Origin of the sequence: Bacteroides ovatus (assembly GCF_001314995.1) — a bacterium.
GTDB lineage: Bacteria > Bacteroidota > Bacteroidia > Bacteroidales > Bacteroidaceae > Bacteroides > Bacteroides ovatus.
The window spans coordinates 1,397,076-1,419,825 of the sequence record NZ_CP012938.1 but is presented as its reverse complement, the minus strand read 5'-3'; the positions used below and the strand labels follow the sequence as shown (position 1 = coordinate 1,419,825).

Below are 22,750 nucleotides of genomic sequence, written 5' to 3'. Positions count from 1 at the left end.
TACAACGATTCAATAATAAGAATGAGAAATGTGACATTAATCCTTGACGACGGGAGCCGGTTTTCCGGTAAGTCGTTTGGCTACGAGAAGCCGGTGGCAGGCGAAGTAGTTTTTAATACTGCCATGACCGGATATCCGGAGAGCCTCACTGACCCTTCCTATGCCGGACAGTTGATGACGCTTACCTATCCTTTGGTAGGTAACTACGGTGTTCCTCCTTTTACCATCGAACCGAATGGACTTGCCACTTTCATGGAAAGTGAGAAAATCCACGCGGAAGCGATTATCGTAAGTGACTATTCTTATGAATACAGCCACTGGAATGCGGTGGAAAGTCTTGGTGATTGGTTGAAACGTGAGCAGATTCCCGGTATCACAGGCATTGATACGCGCGAACTGACTAAGGTTCTTCGTGAACATGGAGTAATGATGGGAAAAATCGTTTTCGATGATGAACCGGATAATGTGCCTGAAGCAGCATACGCAGGCGTCAATTATGTAGATCGTGTATCTTGCAAAGAGATTATTTGCTATCTTCCTGCCGGAACTTCACAAACTTTCTCCGTAAATAGCTCTTATGCGCAGCTTAATTCTCAATTCTCAACTTTCAGTTCTCAATTTAAGAAGGTTGTCCTGGTAGATTGCGGTGTAAAGACAAATATTATTCGTTGTCTGCTGAAACGTAATGTAGAAGTGATCCGGGTGCCTTGGGATTATGATTATAACGGACTCGAATTTGACGGGTTATTTATCTCCAACGGACCGGGTGACCCGGATACTTGTGATGCTGCGGTACAGAATATACGTAAGGCGATGGCAAATGAAAAATTGCCTATCTTCGGCATCTGTATGGGTAATCAGTTGCTTTCAAAAGCGGGCGGAGCCAAGATTTATAAATTGAAATACGGACATCGTAGCCACAACCAGCCGGTGCGTATGCTAGGTACAGAACGTTGTTTCATCACTTCACAAAATCACGGTTATGCCGTAGATAATAATACGTTGAGTGCAGATTGGGAACCGTTGTTCATCAATATGAACGATGGATCCAATGAGGGAATCAAACATAAAAAGAATCCTTGGTTCTCTGCGCAATTCCACCCGGAAGCTGCGAGTGGACCTACGGATACGGAATTCCTGTTCGACGAATTTGTAAAACTATTGTAACAATGAAAGAAAATATAAAGAAAGTATTGCTATTGGGTTCAGGTGCCCTGAAAATCGGTGAGGCTGGTGAATTTGACTATTCCGGTTCACAGGCACTTAAAGCCTTGAAAGAAGAGGGGATTGAAACCATTCTTATCAATCCGAATATTGCTACGGTACAGACTTCCGAAGGAGTGGCAGATCAAATTTACTTTCTTCCGGTGACTCCGTATTTCGTAGAGAAAGTGATCCAGAAAGAAAAACCGGAAGGTATTATGCTGGCGTTCGGTGGTCAGACAGCTCTGAACTGTGGAGTAGCATTGTATAAAGAAGGTATTCTTGAAAAATATAATGTGAAAGTGCTGGGTACTCCGGTGCAGGCCATTATGGATACCGAGGACCGTGAACTTTTTGTTCATAAATTGAATGAGATCAATGTAAAAAACATCAAGAGTGAAGCCGTAGAAAATGTGGAAGATGCACGTCGCGCAGCAAAAGAACTGGGTTATCCTGTAATTGTTCGTGCCGCTTATGCGTTAGGAGGCTTGGGGTCCGGTTTCTGTGATAATGAACAGCAACTGGATGTGCTGGTAGAAAAAGCATTCTCTTTCTCCCCACAGGTATTAGTGGAGAAATCACTTCGCGGCTGGAAAGAAGTGGAATATGAAGTGGTACGTGACCGTTTCGATAACTGTATCACCGTTTGTAATATGGAAAACTTCGATCCGCTGGGTATCCATACCGGTGAGTCTATCGTTATTGCTCCTTCACAGACGCTTACCAATAAAGAGTATCATAAACTTCGGGAATTGGCAATACGTATCATCCGCCATATCGGTATCGTGGGTGAATGTAACGTACAATATGCCTTCGATCCCGAATCCGAAGATTACCGGGTGATCGAAGTAAATGCCCGCCTTTCCCGTTCATCGGCTTTGGCATCTAAGGCAACCGGTTATCCGCTGGCTTTCGTTGCTGCCAAATTGGGATTGGGTTATGGACTCTTCGACCTGAAGAACTCTGTAACCAAGACTACTTCCGCTTTCTTCGAACCGGCATTGGATTATGTCGTATGTAAGATTCCTCGTTGGGATTTAGGTAAATTCCACGGTGTAGATAAAGAGTTGGGTTCTTCTATGAAATCTGTGGGTGAAGTGATGGCTATCGGACGCACTTTTGAAGAAGCTATCCAGAAAGGTCTTCGTATGATCGGACAGGGAATGCATGGTTTTGTGGAGAACAAAGAATTGGTTATTTCCGACATTGATAAAGCCTTGCGCGAACCGACCGATAAACGTATTTTCGTGATCTCGAAAGCGTTTCGTGCTGGCTACACCATCGATCAGGTGCACGAATTGACTAAGATTGATAAATGGTTCTTGCAGAAGTTAATGAATATTATGAAGACTTCCGAAGAACTGCATAGTTGGGGAAACAATCACAAACAGATTGCCGATTTGCCGAACGAATTGCTTCGTAAAGCTAAGATTCAAGGTTTCTCCGATTTTCAGATTGCCCGTGCCATCGGTTACGAAGGTGATATGGAAGATGGAATTCTTTATATCCGCAAACACCGTAAAGAGGCAGGCATTCTTCCGGTAGTGAAACAGATCGATACATTGGCAGCCGAATACCCGGCACAAACCAATTATCTGTATCTTACTTATAGCGGTGTAGCAAATGATGTGCGTTATCTGGGCGACCATAAATCCATCGTCGTATTGGGTTCCGGTGCTTATCGTATCGGTTCTTCCGTAGAATTCGACTGGTGTGGCGTACAGGCTTTGAATACCATTCGCAAAGAGGGATGGCGCAGTGTCATGATTAACTATAATCCTGAAACCGTATCTACGGATTACGATATGTGCGACCGTTTGTACTTTGATGAATTGACTTTTGAACGTGTGATGGATATTCTGGAACTGGAGAATCCGCATGGGGTAATTGTATCTACCGGCGGCCAGATTCCAAATAACCTTGCTTTGCGTCTGGATGCACAGAAGATCAATATTCTAGGTACGAGTGCCAAGAGTATTGATAATGCCGAAGATCGTGAGAAATTCTCTGCCATGCTTGACCGTATCGGTGTGGATCAGCCCCGTTGGCGTGAATTAACTTCTATGGATGACATTCAGGAGTTCGTTGAAGAGGTAGGTTTCCCCGTACTTGTTCGTCCGTCTTATGTGCTTTCGGGAGCTGCGATGAATGTTTGTTCCAACCAGGAAGAATTGGAACGTTTCTTGAAACTGGCAGCTAATGTATCGAAGAAACATCCGGTGGTAGTAAGCCAGTTTATCGAACACGCCAAGGAAGTGGAAATGGATGCGGTGGCGCAGAATGGAGAAATTGTAGCATACGCTATAAGTGAGCATATCGAATTTGCGGGAGTACATTCCGGCGATGCAACGATTCAGTTCCCGCCGCAAAAGCTGTATGTAGAAACTGTTCGCCGTATTAAGCGTATCAGCCGTGAGATTGCTAAGGCTTTGAATATCTCCGGTCCGTTTAATATTCAGTATCTGGCGAAAGACAACGATATCAAGGTGATTGAATGTAATCTGCGTGCCAGTCGTTCTTTCCCGTTTGTCAGCAAAGTGTTGAAGATCAACTTTATCGAGCTGGCAACGAAAGTAATGCTCGGTCTGCCTGTGGAGAAACCGGAAAAAAATCTCTTCGAACTGGATTATGTGGGAATCAAGGCTTCCCAATTCTCCTTCAACCGTTTGCAGAAGGCCGATCCGGTGTTGGGGGTAGATATGGCTTCTACCGGTGAAGTGGGTTGTATCGGAATGGATACTTCCTGTGCCGTACTCAAAGCGATGCTTTCCGTGGGCTATCGTATTCCGAAGAAGAATATCCTGCTGTCTACGGGAACAATGAAACAGAAAGCCGATATGATGGATGCGGCCCGTATGTTGGTGAATAAGGGATACAAACTCTTTGCAACGGGTGGTACACACAAAACGCTTGCAGAGAATGGAATTGAAAGTACTCATGTCTATTGGCCGAGTGAGGAGGGACATCCGCAAGCATTGGAGATGCTTCATCGCAAGGAGATCGACATGGTAGTCAATATCCCGAAGAATCTGACAGCCGGAGAATTAAGTAATGGGTATAAAATCCGTCGTGCTGCCATTGACTTGAATATACCGTTGATTACGAATGCCCGTCTGGCTAGTGCATTTATCAATGCCTTCTGTACGATGAGTGTGGATGATATAGCTATCAAGAGCTGGGCAGAGTATAAATAAGCAGAATGTCATCTTTTTGAAAAGAGGCTGACATCACATTGAAATGAAAATGGTAAGGCCGTTCCTGTTATTCGGGAGCGGCCTTTGTTGTTGTAGAAATGTAATAACTCTGTCATTCATTTGTATTTCCATGTCGTTTACTTTGCGCCTGCAAAACGATAGAGATACGATATGAGAAAAAGAAACATGATTCTGGTTGCCGGTCTGTTGGCATTTACTTCAGTATGGGGACAAAACACGACTTCCGGTTGGGAAGATGAATCGGGTAAGATACCTGTAAAGGCTTATTTTGAGAGTGGAAAACTTCACTTTGCTTCTAAAAATGAAAACTTTCATTTATGGTTTGATAATCGAATTTATTTGGATGCAGCGGTTTATTCGCCCACATCGAATGTGGATGATCTGACATCCAAAACGAACAAGGATCTGGAGGACGATGACAATCAATTCCGTTTTAGTAACGGGGTGAGTATTCGTCGTGCACGTTTCGGTGTGAAAGCCACTTTATACAAAAAATGGTTTGCAGAACTGGATCTGGATTTCGCTTACAATGAAGTGGAAATAAAAGATATGTATCTGGGCTATAAATTTAATAATCATTTCTTTGTAAAGGCGGGAAATTTTAAAGTTCCGATGAGTATGGAACGCACAACAAGTTCCAAATATCTGATGGCTTCGGAACGTCCGATGGCAGTGGAAGCTTTTGCTGACGGGCGCCGTCTGGGACTTGTCGGAACTGGTTGGGGAAAACATTGGTGGGCTTCCGCCGGAGTATTTGGCAGGGAGGTGGATCTTATTCAGAAAGAACGTAATAGAGGGAATGACGGTTATGCTTTGGCTACCCGTGTAGCAGTGTCGCCTATTTACAATGAAGATATGACGATTCATGTCGGCGGATACTTTAACTATCAGACACCTTCCGGTTCAGGGCTGGAGAATAAAACGGTTCTTTTCCGGACTTTCCCGGAGAGCAGGGTAGACCGTCGCCGATTTGTGCAAGCCGAGATTTCGAATGTCAATCATTATTATACTACAGGCTTCGAACTGGGATTCCGTTATCGTAAGTTGCTGACTTATGGAGAATATATTTATAACAACATATCCCGCTATACCTATGGTGCTAATAATCAAAAGACTGATTTGAAAAATGCAGTATTTAATGGTTGGTATGCTACGGCATCTTATATGATATTGGGAGAAAACCGTCAATACTCCCCGGATGAGGCGGAATTTGGTCCAATGAAAATGCGTCGTAAAGGGGGGAATTTGGAAGTTGCGGCTCGTATCAGTAATATAAATATGAATGATTTCCATGATCCGGCTGCGTATATAACAGGAGGTAAGGCAACTAGCTATTCTGCTTCGTTGAACTGGTATCCTGTACGTAATGTGGTGATTGGACTGAATTACATTTATATGAATAATGATAAATATGCCGACTCTAAAGGACAAATTACCAAAGGAGGTAAACCTTTAAGTGAAGTAATGCCTTCAGGAATCGATTTTAATGTATTTCAGTTGCGTACAATGATTTCTTTTTAAACGCGAATAACGATATAAACTAAAAAAAGATGATTATGAAAAAGTTTTTGCTGATGAGCACACTTTGTGCTTTGGCTTTGGTTGGGTGTAAAGATGACTCGGAACCGGAAATTCCTACTGATATTGATTATTCAGGATTGGTATTGAATGAAATTTGTGGAAACGATGGGAATACAAGTGAAGAAGATTGGATTGAGATTTATAATACTTCCAATACAACAATTAATCTCAATGGCGTTAAACTGGTGAAAACTGATGAAGAAGGTGTTTCGGAGGCTATTTATACGTTTGGGGAAGGTGCAACCATTGCCGGTAAAGCATATTTGCTGAAAGTCAAAGGCGTTGATTTTACTCAAGGAATATCAAATACTAAATCTGTTTCTATCACTTTGCAAATGCCCTCTGGTAAAGATATAGACAAATTTGATAAGGATGCGGAATTTGGTGATGGAGGTAAACATGAAGTGGGAGGAAGTTATTCACGTATTCCTGACGGTACGGGAGAATGGACTGTTGTATTGAAAGCTACTAAAGGAACGGCTAATAAAGTTACGGAACCTGAAGGACCTTCCGGTATTGATTATACTGGATTGGTGCTGAATGAGTTGAATGGTAATAAACCCAAATATATTGAGTTGTATAATAGTACAGGTCATGAACTGGATATAACCGGAGTAAAGATTAAAAAAGATGATGGGGATATTGTTTATATAGCTCCCGAAGGAACTAAAATACAGTCTCATGGTTTTTTAGTGCTTCTTTCGGATCAAGCGGATTATTCTACAGGCTTTACAAGTGGACTCTCCGCTAAAAAATCTGTGAAGATTGAGCTTCTTTCACCGGAAGAAACTGCCATAGACGTATTTAAGAATCTAACGGATGCCGGTGAAGAGGTTTGGGGAGAAACACCTAAATACAATGGAGAAACAGAGGGAATGGCGTATGCCCGTAAGGATAACGGTGCTGAATGGTATATGATGAAAGCCACTCAAGGTGAGAGTAATAGCACCACTGCCGGACTAAGTACAAAAATAGAATGGTAAGATTATAATTGTAAGGAATGAGAAAGCTAATCCTTTTATTATTTACGGGAATTCTTCTTTTTAGCTGCACCGCTGCCGGAGCAGACGAAGGAAGAATTCTTCGTTTTATATATTGTTCAGACGTACATTATGGGCTTGAACGTGAATTTCGGGGAAAAGAAGTGGGAAGTGATGAGGTAAGTCGTGCTATGTTGGCAACCTTCAAATTGCTTTCTGAAACTCGGCTGCCGGAAGATAGTGGGGTGGGCGCAGGAATAAAATTTGGTTCTCCTGATTTTGTTGTTTGTACGGGGGATATTGCCAATCGGATGGAAGAAGGAGTTCAATCTGCTACTACATCATGGAGTCAATTTTGCAGTGATTGGGATTCATCGATAAGTTCTCCTTTGTATCTGGTACCGGGTAATCACGATATTTCTAATGCGATAGGTTATTCCAAGGTTTTATCTCCAGAAAAAGATGCATCCAGTGCTGCCGGTATTTTCAACCGGATGATGCGCCCTGCGATGGAACGTACGGCGGAGACTTTTAATTATCAAACGGATAAGGTGCATTATTCCTTTGTAAAGGACGGGGTACGGTTTGTTTTTATGGGAATGTGGCCTGATGCATATATGCGTCAATGGTTCGATCAGGAAATAGGAACTGATACGATTACTCCTGTTATTTTATTTACCCATGATCCTCCCATTGCCGATACCAAGCATTTTACGAATCCGAACGGTAAGCATACGATCAATTCAGTAGATAAGTTTCAGAATTTGTTGGCAGATACCTGTCTGGTGACTGATGTCAAAAAGAAAGCCACAAAGAATTGGGAAAAGCTGGAGCAGTTTATCCATTCTCATTCTATGATTAAGGCTTACTTTCATGGAGATAAGAATTACAATGAATTTTATACCTGGAATGGGGTAAATGGAACAATTGATTTACCTGTTTTCCGGGTGGACTCCCCTATGAAAGGTGAGTATTCTTCTGCTGACGAACGTCTACTTTCCTTTATTGTAGTTACCATGGATGTGAATCAACGCTTGTTAACGGCTCGTGAATGTTTGTGGAATACGGAAAACAAAACCAGTATCCAATGGGGAAGTTCTTGCACTATCACTTTCTGATAAATAGCCAAATTTAGTATTAAATCGTATAGGTTACTAAAAACTTTATAAGAAAACGACCGTAAATCACCTTCTTTGTTGTAAATTCGTTCTATTTCTCGTAATATCAAACTTATTTTAATCAATTAATATAGAAAGTAAATTATGAGAAAAGACGGATTTACCGTATGTGCAAATAATTATATAAATTGTTTGCGTCAGGAAGGGCGTTATGCCACAGCACATGTTTATGAGAATGCACTTCGCTCTTTCACCATATTTTGTGGAACAGAATGTGTGTCATTCAGTTTGATTACTCGTGAGAACTTGAAGCGGTATAGCAGTTATCTGATGTCCTGCCGCTTGAAGTTGAACACGATTTCCACCTATATGCGAATGTTACGTTGCATATACAATAAGGGAGTAGATACTCATCAGGCTCCTTATATTCATCGCTTGTTTCGTGATGTCTTTACCGGAGTAGATACTCGTCAGAAAAAAGCAATTCCTATAAACGAATTACACACGCTGCTTTATAAAGATCCGCAGTCCGAAAAACTTCGCCGGACGCAAGCCATCGCTAATTTGTTATTTTTATTTTGCGGAATGCCTTTCGCCGATCTTGCTCATCTGGAAAAGTCGAATTTGGAGGGGAATATATTGAAGTACAACCGTATCAAGACTGGAACCCCAATGAGTATAGAAATCTTAGAATCGGCTTCATGTATTGTTTCCCGACTTCGTAATACGCATTCTGCTGTTCTCCCCGAGCATCCGGATTATCTTTTTTATATATTAAGTGGAAAAAATAAACGGGATGGGGAAGCGGCATATAGAGAATATCAATCCACACTGCGTCGTTTTAATAATGATTTGAAGAGTTTAGCTAAAAAATTACGTATCCATTCATCCGTGACTTCTTATACATTTCGTCATTCCTGGGCAACTACCGCTAAATACAGGGGAGTACCTATCGAAATGATTAGCGAATCATTGGGGCATAAATCTATTAAGACAACACAAATTTACTTGAAAGGCTTTGAATTGAATGAGCGTACCAAAGTAAATCGACTGAATTATTCTTACGTCAGGAATTATAGGGGAATTCTTTGAAAAGTATATTAAGTCTTTGATAACCAGTCTAAATACGCAGCTGTTACTTCTTAGGTAACGGAAATTATAGAGTACTGGACACCTACCACAAAAAGAAGAAGAAATACGTACGAACAAGGGAGTTTAGATACATTTTGCCTGATATACAGAGATATTTGAAAAGTATAGGCAGTCGAATTCATAGAACATGAAATAGGAATGTTTCATGTCCCGATACATTTTTACTGTATATTTAAATAAAAAGAGAAAAAAAAGGAATTTTGCTTGTATGTTATTAACAAATTTGTCTATATTTGCACCGAATAATTTCCGTTACCTAAGAAGTAACGGAAACTTAAGGGGTAAAAAAGTATGATTCTAACGAAAGAAACTTTAAGTGCTGGGCCTAAAATTGGGACAGGGGAAGGCGTAGCACACTCTAAACGCTGGTATGTCGCTCTGGTTCGTATGCATCATGAGAAGAAGGTAGCCGAACGTTTAGACAAAATGGGGATTGAAAATTTTGTACCGGTCCAGCAAGAAGTCCATCAATGGAGTGACCGCCGTAAAGTGGTTGAATCCGTGTTGCTTCCCATGATGGTTTTTGTACATGCTGATCCTAAAGAACGCAAAGAGGTTCTTTCCTTTTCTACCGTTAGTCGTTATATGGTAATGCGCGGTGAGAGCAGTCCGACTATCATTCCTGATGAACAAATGGCCCGTTTCCGTTTTATGCTCGACTATTCCGAAGAGGCAATCTGTATGAATAGCGCTCCTTTGGCACGTGGTGAAAAAGTACGTGTTGTCAAAGGTCCTTTGACTGGTCTTGTAGGAGAACTTGTCACGGTGGATGGCAGGAGTAAGATTGCTGTCCGGTTAAATATGTTGGGGTGTGCTTGTGCGGATATGCCGGTTGGGTATGTGGAAAAGATTGAAAATCAAGTTGCTGTATAAAAATGAATTATTGCATCAACTAAATGGGGCTTAATATTAAACTTTATTCATGAAATAATTATTCGAATGAATTATATATTTATAATCTTAGCTTTTGTTATTTCTGTCTGTATAGCGTTATTTGTCATACCTCGCATATTACTAATTTCTCTTCGTAAGAGATTATTTGATATACCAGATAAACGTAAAATCCATACATGTGCCATTCCACGTTTGGGGGGAGTTTCTTTTTTCCCAACGATATTATTTTCTTGTTGTTTGGTATTGGCATTCCGTACTATAACAGGATATTATATTTCAGATTTACATGCAACTTGTTTTTTATTGGAATGTTTGTTTTTAGTCTGTGGGTTGACTCTTTTATATTTGACAGGAATTACAGATGACCTTATTGGAGTGCGTTATCGCCAAAAGTTTGTGATACAAATTCTCTGTGCTTGTTTTTTTTCTATCGCAGAGCTTTGGATAAATGACTTATATGGGTTATTGGGGATATATGCAATTCCAAATTGGATTGGTATTCCTTTTACTATATTGACCATTGTTTTCATTACTAATGCTATTAATTTAATAGATGGAATTGATGGATTAGCATCAGGATTGAGTAGTGTTGCGCTTTTGGTCTTTGGCCTTTTGTTTATAGAGAAAGGGCTGTGGATGTATAGTATGCTTGCGTTTAGTACCTTAGGTGTATTAGTTCCTTTCTTTTATTATAATGTTTTCGGTAATGCAGAACGGGCACGGAAAATATTTATGGGAGATACCGGCAGCTTAACTTTGGGGTATATACTAAGTTTTCTTGCTATCAAATATAGTCAGAACAATCCTGAGGTAATTTCTAATACCAAAGGTACTTTTCTTATAGCCTTTAGTACACTAATAATTCCAGCTTTTGATGTGATTCGTGTGGTAATGGTACGTTTGCGTAATGGAAAGAGCCCTTTTGAACCAGATAAGAATCATATTCATCATAAATTTTTGGCAATGGGATTTACACCCCGTAAAGCTATGATTATTATAATATTAATATCCTGTGCATTTAGTGCTGTAAATATTTTATTGATACCATGGGTGAATAATACTGTGATATTGATAGGAGATATTGTAGCCTGGATTGCTTTAAATCTTTGGTGGGATAAAGTGAGAGATAAGCGCACACATTTAAACAGATTATATTAAAATGAAAGGTATTGTTTTAGCCGGTGGATCTGGTACTCGTTTGTACCCTATTACCAAGGGAGTTAGTAAGCAGCTTCTTCCCATATTTGATAAACCGATGATTTATTATCCCATTTCGGTTTTGATGCTTGCAGGTATTCGTGAGATTTTAATAATTTCTACTCCGTATGATCTTCCTGGTTTTCAACGATTATTAGGTGATGGTTCTGATTTCGGTGTCCGTTTTGAATATGCAGAACAACCTTCGCCTGATGGTCTTGCGCAAGCATTCATTATTGGAGAGGAATTTATTGGTGATGATTCGGTTTGCTTAGTACTAGGAGATAATATTTTTCATGGTCAGGGGCTGACTTATATACTAAAAGAAGCTGTACGCATGGCTGAAGAAGAAAACAAAGCTACTGTATTTGGCTATTGGGTATCAGATCCCGAACGTTATGGAGTTGCGGAATTTGATAAAAACGGTAATGTATTAGGATTGGAAGAAAAGCCTGTTCACCCAAAATCAAACTATGCTGTAGTGGGCCTTTATTTCTATCCCAATAAAGTGGTTAAAATAGCAAAGAATAGCAAGCCATCTGCACGTGGAGAATTGGAAATAACTACAGTAAACCAATGTTTCTTGGATACTAAAGAATTAAAAGTCCAACTTTTAGGACGTGGTTTTGCATGGCTTGATACTGGTACGCACGATTCTTTATCAGAGGCTAGTAATTTTATTGAAGTGATAGAAAAACGTCAGGGGTTAAAAATAGCTTGTTTAGAAGGAATTGCTTTTCGGAAAGGCTGGATTACTCCTGAAAAAAAGATGGCATTGGCACAGCCGATGTTAAAGAATCAATACGGGAAATACTTGATGAATGTAATAGATGAATTAAAAGAGAAATAGAAAGATGAAGCGGAATATATTGATTACTGGTGGTGCAGGATTTATTGGAAGCCATGTTGTTCGCTTATTTGTGAATAAATATCCTGAGTATCATATTATAAATTTAGATAAGTTGACTTATGCTGGAAATTTAGCTAATTTGAAAGATATTGAAGGTCAGCCGAATTATACTTTTGTAAAAGCTGATATTTGTGACTTTGAGAGAATAATACAGCTTTTTAAACAGTATAATATTGATAGTGTGATACATTTGGCAGCAGAAAGCCATGTTGATCGTAGTATTAAAGATCCATTTATTTTTGCACAAACGAATGTGATGGGTACTCTTTCATTATTACAGGCAGCTAAGTTGGCTTGGGAAACTTCAGAAACGGGATATGATCATAAACTTTTTTATCATATTTCAACAGATGAAGTATATGGTGCATTAGATTTTGACGGAACATTCTTCACTGAACAAACAAAATATCAGCCACATAGTCCTTATTCTGCTAGCAAGGCTGGTAGTGATCATTTCGTACGTGCTTTTCATGATACATATGGAATGCCTGTTATTGTTACCAATTGCAGTAACAATTACGGGCCTTATCAATTTCCCGAAAAGCTTATACCTCTTTTTATTAATAATATCCGTCATGGTAAAGCCTTACCGGTTTATGGTAAGGGTGAGAATGTACGTGATTGGTTGTATGTAGTAGATCATGCACGTGCTATTGATACCATTTTTCATAAAGGAAAAATAGCTGAGACTTATAATATTGGTGGTTTCAATGAATGGACAAATATTGATTTAATTAAGGTTATCATTAAAACTGTGGATCGGTTATTGGGTAATCCGGACGGTACTTCCGAAAAGTTGATTACATATGTAGCTGACAGAAAAGGACATGATTTACGCTATGCTATTGATTCTAATAAGTTGAAAAAAGAATTAGGATGGGAACCGTCTTTGCAATTTGAGGAAGGTATTGAAAAAACTGTTCGCTGGTATTTGGAAAATAACGAATGGATGGAAAATATAGCGAGTGGAGAGTATAATAAGTATTATGAAAGTATGTACAAAATATAAAAGTTATGAATGTATCAGATTGTAGGTTGATTGATCTTCCAAAATTTTTGGATAAAAGAGGTAATCTCTCTTTTGCCGAGGAATTTAAGCATATTCCATTTAAAATAGAACGGACATATTGGATATACGATGTCCCTGGTGGAGAGAAACGTGGAGGGCATGCATATAAAGAAAATCAGGAATTTATTATTGCACTTTCCGGTAGTTTTGATGTGCTCTTGGATGATGGTAAAGAGAGGAGAAAAATCCATTTGAATCGTTCATACTATGGATTGTACGTACCAAAGCAGATATGGAGACAGATGGATAATTTTTCTACTAATTCGTTAGCTTTAATATTATCTTCAACTCCATATGGAGAAAATGATTATATACGTGATTACGAAACTTTCAAAAATACTGCATTATGAGTAAAAATAGTACAGTCTATGACTGCACAATTATAGAGCTTGATAAGCATCACAGAGATGAAGGTAATATCACTGTGGTTGAAAATGTTAAAACTGTTCCATTTGAAGTAAAACGTACCTATTATCTATACGATATACCAGGTGGCGAGGCGCGTGGTGGACACGCTCATAAAGAATTGTTTCAGCTGGTGATAGCTGCTAGCGGTAGTTTTAATGTAACAGTTGATGATGGCAGTGTGAAACGTACCTTTTCATTAAATCGTCCTTATCAAGGTTTATATATTGTTCCGGGAATGTGGAGAGAACTGGATAACTTTTCATCTGGAGCAGTGTGTCTGGTACTTGCTTCAATGCCTTATGATGAAGCTGATTATATACGAATATATAAGGATTTCTTGGAGTATAAGAATACAAAATGAAAAAGCAGGTATTGATAATTGGTGGTAATGGACATGGTTCTGTTATTGCAGCTTGTATAAAAGATAACCAGAAAAACGGATACGATGAAGATATTGAAATCTGTGGTTTTGTGAACGATTTTGTAGATAATGTAGATGAGTATGCTGTTTTGGGAGGTACTGATAGAATTCAGCATTTTGTCGATGAAGGGTATTATTTTATATGGGGAATACATATGATAGGACGAAATGTCTTGACAGAAGAACTGTTTAAGAGACTAAATGTTCCATTGGATAGATTAGTAACAATAATACATTATACAGCATTTATTGGAGAGAACGTGGTTCTTCATCCAGGGGTAGTGGTCATGTGTCATGCATATATTGCTCCTCGAACAGAACTGGGCATAGGGACAATGGTAAAATCCAATACTTGTATCGGACACGATGTTAAATGTGGACCATTATGTCATTTTGCAATGGGTTCGATAACCGGTTCATTGGTGGTTATAGGTAAGTGTGCTGATGTTTCTATAGGTGCTACAGTTTTAGAAAAGAGAAAGATTGGCAATTTTGCTATGGCAGGAGCAAGAAGTTTGGTTACTCATGATATACCAGACTCTGAAATACATGTAGGGTTACCTGCAAAATTCTTGAGAAGAATTATGGAAGATTAATTCAATAATACTAGGAATGTCAGAAGCAATGGACACTGAAAACAGGAACTCGTATAAACAAAGCCTAAAAGCTACATCATTGTTTGGAGGGGTTCAAATCTTTAATATACTTATACAAATCATCAGGTCTAAATTTGCTGCAGTATTATTAGGCCCTGAAGGGATGGGGGTTATGGGATTGCTTAATTCTACCATTACAATGATTTCATCCTTTACAAATTGTGGTTTAGGGACCAGTGCCGTACGTAATATTGCAGAAGCTAACGGAGCCAATGATACTAAACGTATAGCTTTAATTATTTCTGTATTTAGGAGATTGGTTTGGATTACCGGATTGACAGGTGCATTGATTTGTTTGGTTTCAGCTTCATTGTTAAGTCAAGTGACATTTGGAAATACAGATTTTACTTTTGCTTTTATAATACTTTCATTCTCGGTTTTATTGATGCAATTAACTTCCGGGCAAAATGCTTTAATGCAGGGGATGCGGAAGTATCGTTATTTGGCGAAGGCCAATGTAGTTGGCAATGCAGTCGGTTTAATATTTATCATACCGTTATATTATTTTTGGAAGATAGATGCTATTGTTCCTGTTTTATTGTTTTCGAATGCTTTGATTTTTATCCTGTCTTATATATATGCCCGCAAAATAAAGATTGAGAAGGAAGAAATAACCATTACGGATATAAAAGTTGAAGGGCGAGATATGTTGAAGATGGGAGTGTTGATCAGTCTTCAGGGTATGTTGGCAATATTAGCTTCCTATTTCATTCGTATTTTCATAAGTCGTATGGGTTCTATTGATGATGTCGGGTTGTTCAATGCTGGGTTTACAATAGTCAACACATATGTTGGATTGGTATTTACGGCTATGGCAACAGATTATTATCCCCGATTGTCAGCGATAGCTTCGGATAATGACTCATTTGTTAGGGCGATTAATCAGCAGGCAGAGATTTCGTTACTGTTGCTTGCTCCAATAATTATTGCTTTTATCGCTTATATACGGGTAGCTGTAGTAGTACTTTATTCTACAAAGTTTATACCTACTGAAGGTATGATGTATTGGGCAATGGCAGCCATGTTTTTTAAAGCCATGGCGTGGAGTATGTCTTATGGTTTATTAGCGAAAGGTGATTCCAAAGTATACTTTTGGAATGAATTTATTACAGTTTGTTATGGATTAATTTTTAATATGATAGGGTATTACTATTGGGGATTAATAGGACTTGGCATATCATCATTCATTAAATATGGATTCTATTTTTTGCAGCTATGGATCATTTGTCGAATAAAATGTAATCTCAAATTTACCAGATCAATAATGAAATTATTTATACTATTTTCTTGTATCACTGCCATAGTCCTTACCTGCAAAATATTAATGTTTGGCTGGAGTGGATACGCAGTGGTGACAGTGTTTTTAGTTTTAACGACATATTATTCATATACGGGACTAGATCGTAGGATAGGGATTAGGCAGGTTATAATAAACAAATTACATCGTAAAAACTAATATGATGGATAATGAAGAAAATATTGCTCGAAATAAAACATTCAATAAATAAAAGAATCGGAAATGCTATAGAAAGTATATCATGTAGACTCTATTATCATTCAAAAAAGAACAGTTGGGGGCATTGTTTATATGCGATGAATAATATGGTTTTACGTTGTGTTTCGTTTGTACCGTTTGAAGTTGTTAGTCATCATGTCTATGCGAAATCGCATTTGACTTCATCTATAATACCACTTATTACTAATAGAGTAGGGTATACAAGTAAGTTAACCTATGAGTTGGAGCCTTTGAAGAAAGAACTGATATCAGTTCCGATGCAAGATATTTTTATTTATAAACATGAAGGTGTTAGAATACAAGGAAATTCCGATTTTATCTTAAATGTGAAAGAAAAGTGTGTAATTAACGACTTCTGTTATAATATGAACGATCGCTATGTGATGTTTGATGGGCTTTTATTGCGGTTAAAGAATAATGTTGCTGTTTTACGTAACGATGGCGGTATTGGGAAATGTCGTTATTTGAAGTCTGGAATTATGCTTTCAGGGAAATTTTCATGTAATTACTATCATGAATTGTATGAAATTCTCATTAAACTGCTTGTCTTCAACAGAATAAACATATCAAAAGATGCTCCGTTGATAATCGATGAAATCGTAATGAAAATAGATTCTTTTAAAAAGATTTTTGAGATTCTTAATGAAACCCAACGTGACATAATTACTATAGGAGAAAAAGAAATAGTAGAATTTGGTACTTTATATTCTCTTTCTGCTGTGAATTCTATTGCACCTCATTATAGAGATATTACTGATCCTGATCATTTATTTGGGTTTGTTTTTGATTGTCATTTAACATTGCAAATGCGTGATAAATTGCTCTTGTTTAAGTCTAATTTAGCAACTCCGAAACGCATTTTTCTGACACGGAAGAGTACAAAAAAGAGGCATTATAATGAATTTGAAGTTTGGGGAGTACTTAAAGAATATGGGTTTGAAGTTGTTGCTCCCGAAACATACACTTTTTGTGAGCAAATGGCCTTGTTTAATAATGCTGACTATATTGTGGGTGGTTCTGGAGCTGCATTTACAAATTTATTGTTTTGTCATAGCGGTTGTAAGGTTATTTGTTTTAGATCCATAAGAAACTATTCTCCAATATTTTCGACTATTGCTAATATTGTCGATGTTAAAATGCGGTATTTAGCTGGTATTTCTGATAGTACAGTAGATTTACATGCTGATTACATTGTCAGCACTGATAAACTGAAAAAAATGATTGATTATAATGAGGATTAAAAATAGTAATGATATAACTTATTTTATAGGAGGTATATTACTTTTGTTAACTCTAAGGCCATTTTTTACTTGGAGTCTAAGTGGGTCTTATGCGCAAATTGTATTTCTTTTCCCATTGGCGATTCTATTCTGGCGGAATTATAGAATGAATAGATTGAATGTGCTGTATCTGTTTTTCTTTGTTTTTACCCTTTTGTTAGCTTCTATTTCTCAAAATCGTAATCTGATAGGATTCTTTTTTATGATTATTTTGGCAGCAGTACCTTTTGGATCGAAAAGATTTATGGTTAACGTGTTTGATAGGTACAAAACGTTATATTCTATAATAATTGGAATATCCATTTTGGTATGGCTGTTACTTTTCTTTGGTATTCCTGTCCCTGGAAAAATAATAGCTCCTTTGAATGCTGTAAAAACATATAATTATATTGCATATCCGTTTTTAGTTATTCCTAACTATTTAGGGGCAGGTCTTGATGTTTATTTTCAATCATTAAGATTTTGTGGCCCTTTTGATGAGCCGGGTGTTGTTGGTACTATCGCCGGACTTATGCTGTATATAGATAATTTTAATCTGAAGGATAAAAGGAATATATTTATTTTAATTTCTGGACTTCTTTCATTGTCTCTATTTTTCTATATCCTTTCTGCCATTTTTTTAGTGTATTTTTTATTTTCTAGAAATGTCAAGGTCGTATATAAATTCTTCATCTCTTCTTTAATGGCATTGTTAATTGTTTTTTCTATGCAAAATACAATGACTAGGTTGTTGATTTGGGATAGATTGGAATATGATAAAACACAAGGGATGATCAGTGGGGATAATAGGGCTGATAGTAGTTTAAAAAGTTATTTTAATTCTATTCAGGGTACAAGTCAATATTGGTGGGGGGTAGATAATAAGAGACAGTTGGCAAACTTCTCGGATAGTGCTGGTTATCGAAATGCAATTCTGTCCAATGGAGCTGTTGTCTGTATTATGTACCTGCTTTTCTTTGTTCTTTATGCCTTAAATCGTATAAAGTCCATATGGTATATTCTTATATTTATAACCTTGCTACTTGCTACATTATATCAGCGTCCTGGGTTATTTTCTGTTAATTATATCTTTCTATTTTCTATGTATATAGTAATGCACGACAAACGTGAAAATATAAAATTAAATCCATGATGCATATTTGTTATCTCACAGGGCTTTATTCTCGAAAAGACCCATTGATCTTTGACCGTCAGGGGAAGGCATTGGCAATGGCTGGCTATAAAGTTACTATTGTTGTTTGTGACTTAGAACCGAATGAAACAATTGATGGTATTGAGCTTATTTCGTGTAACTATAAGCCATGCTCGCGTATAGAGAGGATGCTGAATACCAAGAAATTTCTTTATAGGAAAGCACTGATGATAAATGCAGATGTATACCAAATTTCTGATCCGGAGCTATTATCTCTTGGGGTTAAATTGAAACATAAGGGATATAAAGTTGTATTTAATCTTCGTGAGTTTTATCCTGGCATCATTCATGATAAAGCATATTTGCCTAAAATAGCTCGTAATGTAATTGCAGTGCTGATGGAGAAATATCTGAAGTCATCTCTAAAGAAATATAATGCTGTATTTACTGTAACTGATGATACTGACAATCGCCTTGAAAAGTGGGGAATAAAGAATCATTATGTTATTAAAAATTTCCCTGTTGTATCTTCCAGGTTTACTTTATCCAAGGAGGAATATTTATCCCGTAAAAATGTTCTTGGATATATTGGAACAGTCTATTGGATTAGTTGTCAAAAAGAAGTATTAAAAGCTTTAGCGGAATTGCCGGATATCAAATATTATGTTGCAGGTGTGATTGAAGAAGGATATGTTGATGTTCTTGAAACTTTTCCAAACTGGAAGAATGTGGATTTTGCAGGGCCGTTTAAGAAAGAAGAGATATCAACAGTTTTTTCAAAAATGACTATTAGTAATACTCTTCGGGATTTTAGTCGGACAGGCAGTCCGAATGGATCTTTTGGTGTGTTGAAAATATTTGAAAGTATGGAGGCGGGGTTACCGGTGTTGCTTTCGGATGTGAAATGCTATCGTGAAATTGTAGAAAAATATAATTGTGGAATTTGTGTTGATCCACATAATTCGCAGCAAATAAAGGAGGCTATTCAATATTTAGTTGAAAATAAGGAAATGGCTTATCAGATGGGGCAAAATGGTCGACGAGCAGTTTTAGAAGAGTATAACTGGGAAAGTCAGGCTAAACTATACATTGAAGTATTAACAAATATATAAAGCGAGGAATATATGATACACCCACTGGCTGACTGTCAAAGTAAATTGATTGGTGACGGGACTACTATATGGCAATTTTGTGTCATCTTAAATGGTGCTGTTATTGGAAGTAACTGCAATTTATGTGCCCATGTTTTTGTAGAGAATGATGTTATTATAGGTAACAATGTTACTGTAAAATCAGGAGTACAATTGTGGGATGGTCTAAGAGTAAAAGATAATGTTTTTATCGGAGCAAATGTCTCTTTTATTAATGATTTGATTCCTCGTTCAAAAGTCTATCCAAGTGAATTTCTAATGACGACACTTGAGGAACATTGTTCGATCGGAGCCAATTCTACAATAATGGGAGGATTGATTATTGGTGAGTACGCTCTTGTCGGGGCAGGAAGTGTTGTTACAAAAAATGTTCCGGCACATGAGATTTGGTTTGGTAATCCTGCATGTAAAAAAGGGTATATCACTAAAGATGGTATTGCCCTGGACTTAAATATGTGTGATAAAAATGGAGTTAAACATAAAATATAAAACGGATATGATTAAATTTTTAGATTTACAGAAAGTTACTGCAAAATATGCAGAAGAGATTCATGAAGCAGTATTGAGAGTCGTTGATTCAGGGTGGTATTTACAAGGCAAAGAAAATGCAATGTTTGAAACACATTATTCTTCATATATTGGTACTAAATATACTATAGGATGTGCTAACGGCCTTGATGCATTGATTTGGATTTTCCGTGCTTATATTGAAATGGGGATAATGAAACCTGGAGATGAAGTTATCGTTCCTGCAAATACCTATATTGCTTCTATTTTAGCCATTACTGAGAACGGACTCATTCCTGTGTTGGTTGAACCCAATCTGGAAACATATCAAATTGATGATTCTAAGATTGAAAAAGCTATAACTTCTCGTACAAGAGCTATACTTATAGTACATCTCTATGGTCAGTGTGCGTATACTGAGAAAATAGGAGAATTATGTGAAAAATATAATCTTAAGCTTGTAGAAGATAATGCGCAGGCACATGGCTGCAAATTTAATGGGAGAATGACAGGCTCGATAGGCGATGCTGCAGGGCATAGCTTTTATCCGGGTAAAAACTTAGGTGCATTAGGGGATGCAGGAGCTGTGACAACGAATGATGATGAGTTGGCACATATAGTAAGGTCGGTTGCTAATTACGGATCTGCAAAGAAATATGTTTTCCAATATGTAGGGCGTAATAGTCGTCTTGACGAAATTCAGGCAGCTATTCTTGATGTTAAACTCCGTTATCTTGATAATGATATACAATTAAGAAAAGAAGTTGCAAAATATTATATAGAAAACATTGAGAATCCAGCGATTATTTTGCCAATTGTGAAAGATTGGAATGCACATGTATTTCATCTTTTTACAATTCGTTGTGCAGATCGTGATGGCTTGCAACAATATTTAGCAGAGAATGATATTCAAACTAATATCCATTATCCTATTCCTCCTCATAAACAAGAATGCTATAAAGAATGGAATGATCTTAGCTTTCCAATTACAGAATTGATTCATGCTGAAGAATTGAGTATTCCAATGAGTCCTGTTATATCTATGGAAGAGGTTGAAAGGGTTGTAAAAGTGTTGAATGCTTGGAAGTAATAATCTTATGATGAAGAAAAAGACTATTTGGTTCATAAATAAAGATGCAGCACCTATTGAATTTTATGGCACTCATTTGAGAACAATAAAGTTGGCACAATATTTTCAATCAGAAGGCTATAATGTGAAATTGTTTTGTTCTAGTTATGTTCACAATAGAAACTTATGTTTGTCTGACTCTAATAAGACATTTGAAGAGAAAACTTATGATAATATCCCTTTTGTTTTAGTAAATGCAGGTTGTGGATCTACTAATGGGATAAGAAGGATTATATCATATTTTAGGTTTGCGGTTAAATTATTCATCCATAGAAAACAATTTGAGAAACCGGATGTGATAATTCATACATCTCGTATTCCTTTTGATATTCCAATTTATCAACTTGCTAAAAAGGTAAAAGCAAAATATATCGTGGATGTTACAGATTTATGGCCTGATTCATTCGTAAGCTTAGGCTTATTGGGAAAAAATAATCCATGCGTGAAAATTGCTTATTGTTTAGAACGATATATTTATAGTAAAGCAGACAACGTTGTTTTTTCTATGCCTGGTGCAGTTAATTATGTGAGAGAAAACGGATGGGATAGTGATCAGGGGGGGACAATTGATTTAAACAAATTGCATTATATAAATAATGGTATTGATTTGTCTGAGTTTAATGTTAACATGCAAAGATACAAAATAGAAGATTTTGATTTGGCAAACGATAAAACTTTCAATATTATTTATCTGGGAAGCATTCGATTGGCAAATAATCTTAAACTGCTTATAGATTCAGCTAAAATATTGCAGAATAATAGTGTGCAGGTCTTGATTTATGGTGATGGTGAGGATAGGGCTTTTTTAGAGCATTATTGTGAAGAACAACAGATTACAAACGTAAAATTTAAAGCAAAATGGACATCACCTGAGTATGTGCCATATATACTTTCAAAAGCAGATGTGAATGCTCTGAATTATTCTACTAATTTCGGGAAGTATGGTGGCAGTATGAATAAGATGTTTTTGGGACTGGCAAGTGGTAAACCATTATGTTGTAATGTAGGAATGCCATACAGTATCATATTAGAGGAGGGTGTCGGCATAGACTGTAAGTTAACTGATCCGCAGGATTATGCCGCTGCTATACTTTCGCTTAAAAACTTGCCTTCTGATGAGTATCAGACAATATGTAATAAAGCGAAAAAAGCAGCCGAAAAATATGATTATGCGAAACTATGCGTGAAATTTAAAGATGTCTGTAATTTGTAAATTGTTAGTAAAAAGATA

Annotated in this window: 20 protein-coding genes; all 20 read left to right on the top strand. The window is 37.4% G+C overall.

What is annotated here, in order from left to right:
• Positions 1-21 precede the first annotated feature (21 nt).
• The 20 genes from carA (at position 22) to Bovatus_RS05730 (ending at position 22,732) form a co-directional block, all read left to right on the top strand.
• Positions 22-1,167, top strand: a complete 1,146-nt coding sequence (gene carA, locus Bovatus_RS05825) for a glutamine-hydrolyzing carbamoyl-phosphate synthase small subunit (protein WP_004300068.1) — start codon at positions 22-24, stop codon at positions 1,165-1,167.
• Between the two features lie 2 nt (positions 1,168-1,169).
• Complete coding sequence (gene carB / locus Bovatus_RS05820) at positions 1,170-4,397, top strand: carbamoyl-phosphate synthase (glutamine-hydrolyzing) large subunit (RefSeq protein ID WP_004300066.1); 3,228 nt, start codon at positions 1,170-1,172, stop codon at positions 4,395-4,397.
• Between the two features lie 171 nt (positions 4,398-4,568).
• Positions 4,569-5,939: an OprO/OprP family phosphate-selective porin gene (locus Bovatus_RS05815; RefSeq protein WP_004300062.1), complete on the top strand. Its 1,371-nt coding sequence runs from the start codon at positions 4,569-4,571 to the stop codon at positions 5,937-5,939.
• Positions 5,940-5,974: 35 nt separating this feature from the next.
• Positions 5,975-6,982 (top strand): lamin tail domain-containing protein, encoded by a 1,008-nt coding sequence (locus tag Bovatus_RS05810; RefSeq protein ID WP_052587995.1) that lies wholly within the window; start codon positions 5,975-5,977, stop codon positions 6,980-6,982.
• Positions 6,983-6,999: 17 nt separating this feature from the next.
• Positions 7,000-8,097, top strand: coding sequence for a metallophosphoesterase family protein (locus Bovatus_RS05805; RefSeq protein ID WP_004300058.1), 1,098 nt, complete (start codon positions 7,000-7,002; stop codon positions 8,095-8,097).
• Positions 8,098-8,241: 144 nt separating this feature from the next.
• Complete coding sequence (locus tag Bovatus_RS05800; RefSeq protein WP_004317894.1) at positions 8,242-9,189, top strand: tyrosine-type recombinase/integrase; 948 nt, start codon at positions 8,242-8,244, stop codon at positions 9,187-9,189.
• Between the two features lie 351 nt (positions 9,190-9,540).
• A complete protein-coding gene (locus Bovatus_RS05795) occupies positions 9,541-10,122 on the top strand; it encodes a UpxY family transcription antiterminator (RefSeq protein WP_004300054.1) in 582 nt (193 codons plus the stop codon).
• 66 nt (positions 10,123-10,188) lie between these two features.
• Positions 10,189-11,301 (top strand): MraY family glycosyltransferase, encoded by a 1,113-nt coding sequence (locus Bovatus_RS05790; RefSeq protein WP_004317895.1) that lies wholly within the window; start codon positions 10,189-10,191, stop codon positions 11,299-11,301.
• 1 nt (position 11,302) lies between these two features.
• Positions 11,303-12,190, top strand: coding sequence for a glucose-1-phosphate thymidylyltransferase RfbA (gene rfbA / locus Bovatus_RS05785; protein ID WP_004300050.1), 888 nt, complete (start codon positions 11,303-11,305; stop codon positions 12,188-12,190).
• A 4-nt stretch (positions 12,191-12,194) separates the two neighbouring features.
• Positions 12,195-13,259: a dTDP-glucose 4,6-dehydratase gene (gene rfbB / locus Bovatus_RS05780; RefSeq protein WP_004300048.1), complete on the top strand. Its 1,065-nt coding sequence runs from the start codon at positions 12,195-12,197 to the stop codon at positions 13,257-13,259.
• 5 nt (positions 13,260-13,264) lie between these two features.
• Positions 13,265-13,669 (top strand): sugar 3,4-ketoisomerase, encoded by a 405-nt coding sequence (locus tag Bovatus_RS05775; protein ID WP_004300047.1) that lies wholly within the window; start codon positions 13,265-13,267, stop codon positions 13,667-13,669.
• Entirely contained in the window at positions 13,666-14,088 is a 423-nt protein-coding gene (locus Bovatus_RS05770) for a sugar 3,4-ketoisomerase (RefSeq protein ID WP_004300044.1), read from the top strand. The genes Bovatus_RS05775 and Bovatus_RS05770 overlap by 4 nt, the downstream gene beginning before the upstream one ends.
• A complete protein-coding gene (locus tag Bovatus_RS05765) occupies positions 14,085-14,744 on the top strand; it encodes an acetyltransferase (RefSeq protein ID WP_004300042.1) in 660 nt (219 codons plus the stop codon). Before Bovatus_RS05770 ends, Bovatus_RS05765 begins: the two co-directional genes overlap by 4 nt.
• Positions 14,745-14,760: 16 nt before the next feature.
• The gene (locus Bovatus_RS05760) at positions 14,761-16,260 is read left to right on the top strand and encodes an O-antigen translocase (protein WP_004300040.1); all 1,500 of its coding nucleotides are present in this window, start codon (positions 14,761-14,763) and stop codon (positions 16,258-16,260) included.
• Between the two features lie 11 nt (positions 16,261-16,271).
• Positions 16,272-17,561 carry a glycosyltransferase family 61 protein gene (locus tag Bovatus_RS05755; protein WP_004300039.1) on the top strand — a complete coding sequence of 430 codons (1,290 nt, stop codon included), beginning with the start codon at positions 16,272-16,274 and terminating at the stop codon, positions 17,559-17,561.
• A gap of 145 nt (positions 17,562-17,706) precedes the next feature.
• Positions 17,707-18,732, top strand: coding sequence for a hypothetical protein (locus tag Bovatus_RS05750; RefSeq protein WP_224440792.1), 1,026 nt, complete (start codon positions 17,707-17,709; stop codon positions 18,730-18,732).
• Positions 18,729-19,844 (top strand): glycosyltransferase, encoded by a 1,116-nt coding sequence (locus Bovatus_RS05745; protein ID WP_004300035.1) that lies wholly within the window; start codon positions 18,729-18,731, stop codon positions 19,842-19,844. The genes Bovatus_RS05750 and Bovatus_RS05745 overlap by 4 nt, the downstream gene beginning before the upstream one ends.
• A gap of 12 nt (positions 19,845-19,856) precedes the next feature.
• On the top strand, positions 19,857-20,372 hold the full coding sequence (locus tag Bovatus_RS05740) for an acyltransferase (protein ID WP_004300033.1): 516 nt from the start codon (positions 19,857-19,859) through the stop codon (positions 20,370-20,372).
• A gap of 7 nt (positions 20,373-20,379) precedes the next feature.
• Positions 20,380-21,480, top strand: coding sequence for a DegT/DnrJ/EryC1/StrS family aminotransferase (locus Bovatus_RS05735; protein ID WP_004309278.1), 1,101 nt, complete (start codon positions 20,380-20,382; stop codon positions 21,478-21,480).
• Positions 21,481-21,487: 7 nt separating this feature from the next.
• On the top strand, positions 21,488-22,732 hold the full coding sequence (locus Bovatus_RS05730; protein ID WP_224262691.1) for a glycosyltransferase family 4 protein: 1,245 nt from the start codon (positions 21,488-21,490) through the stop codon (positions 22,730-22,732).
• Positions 22,733-22,750 lie beyond the last annotated feature (18 nt).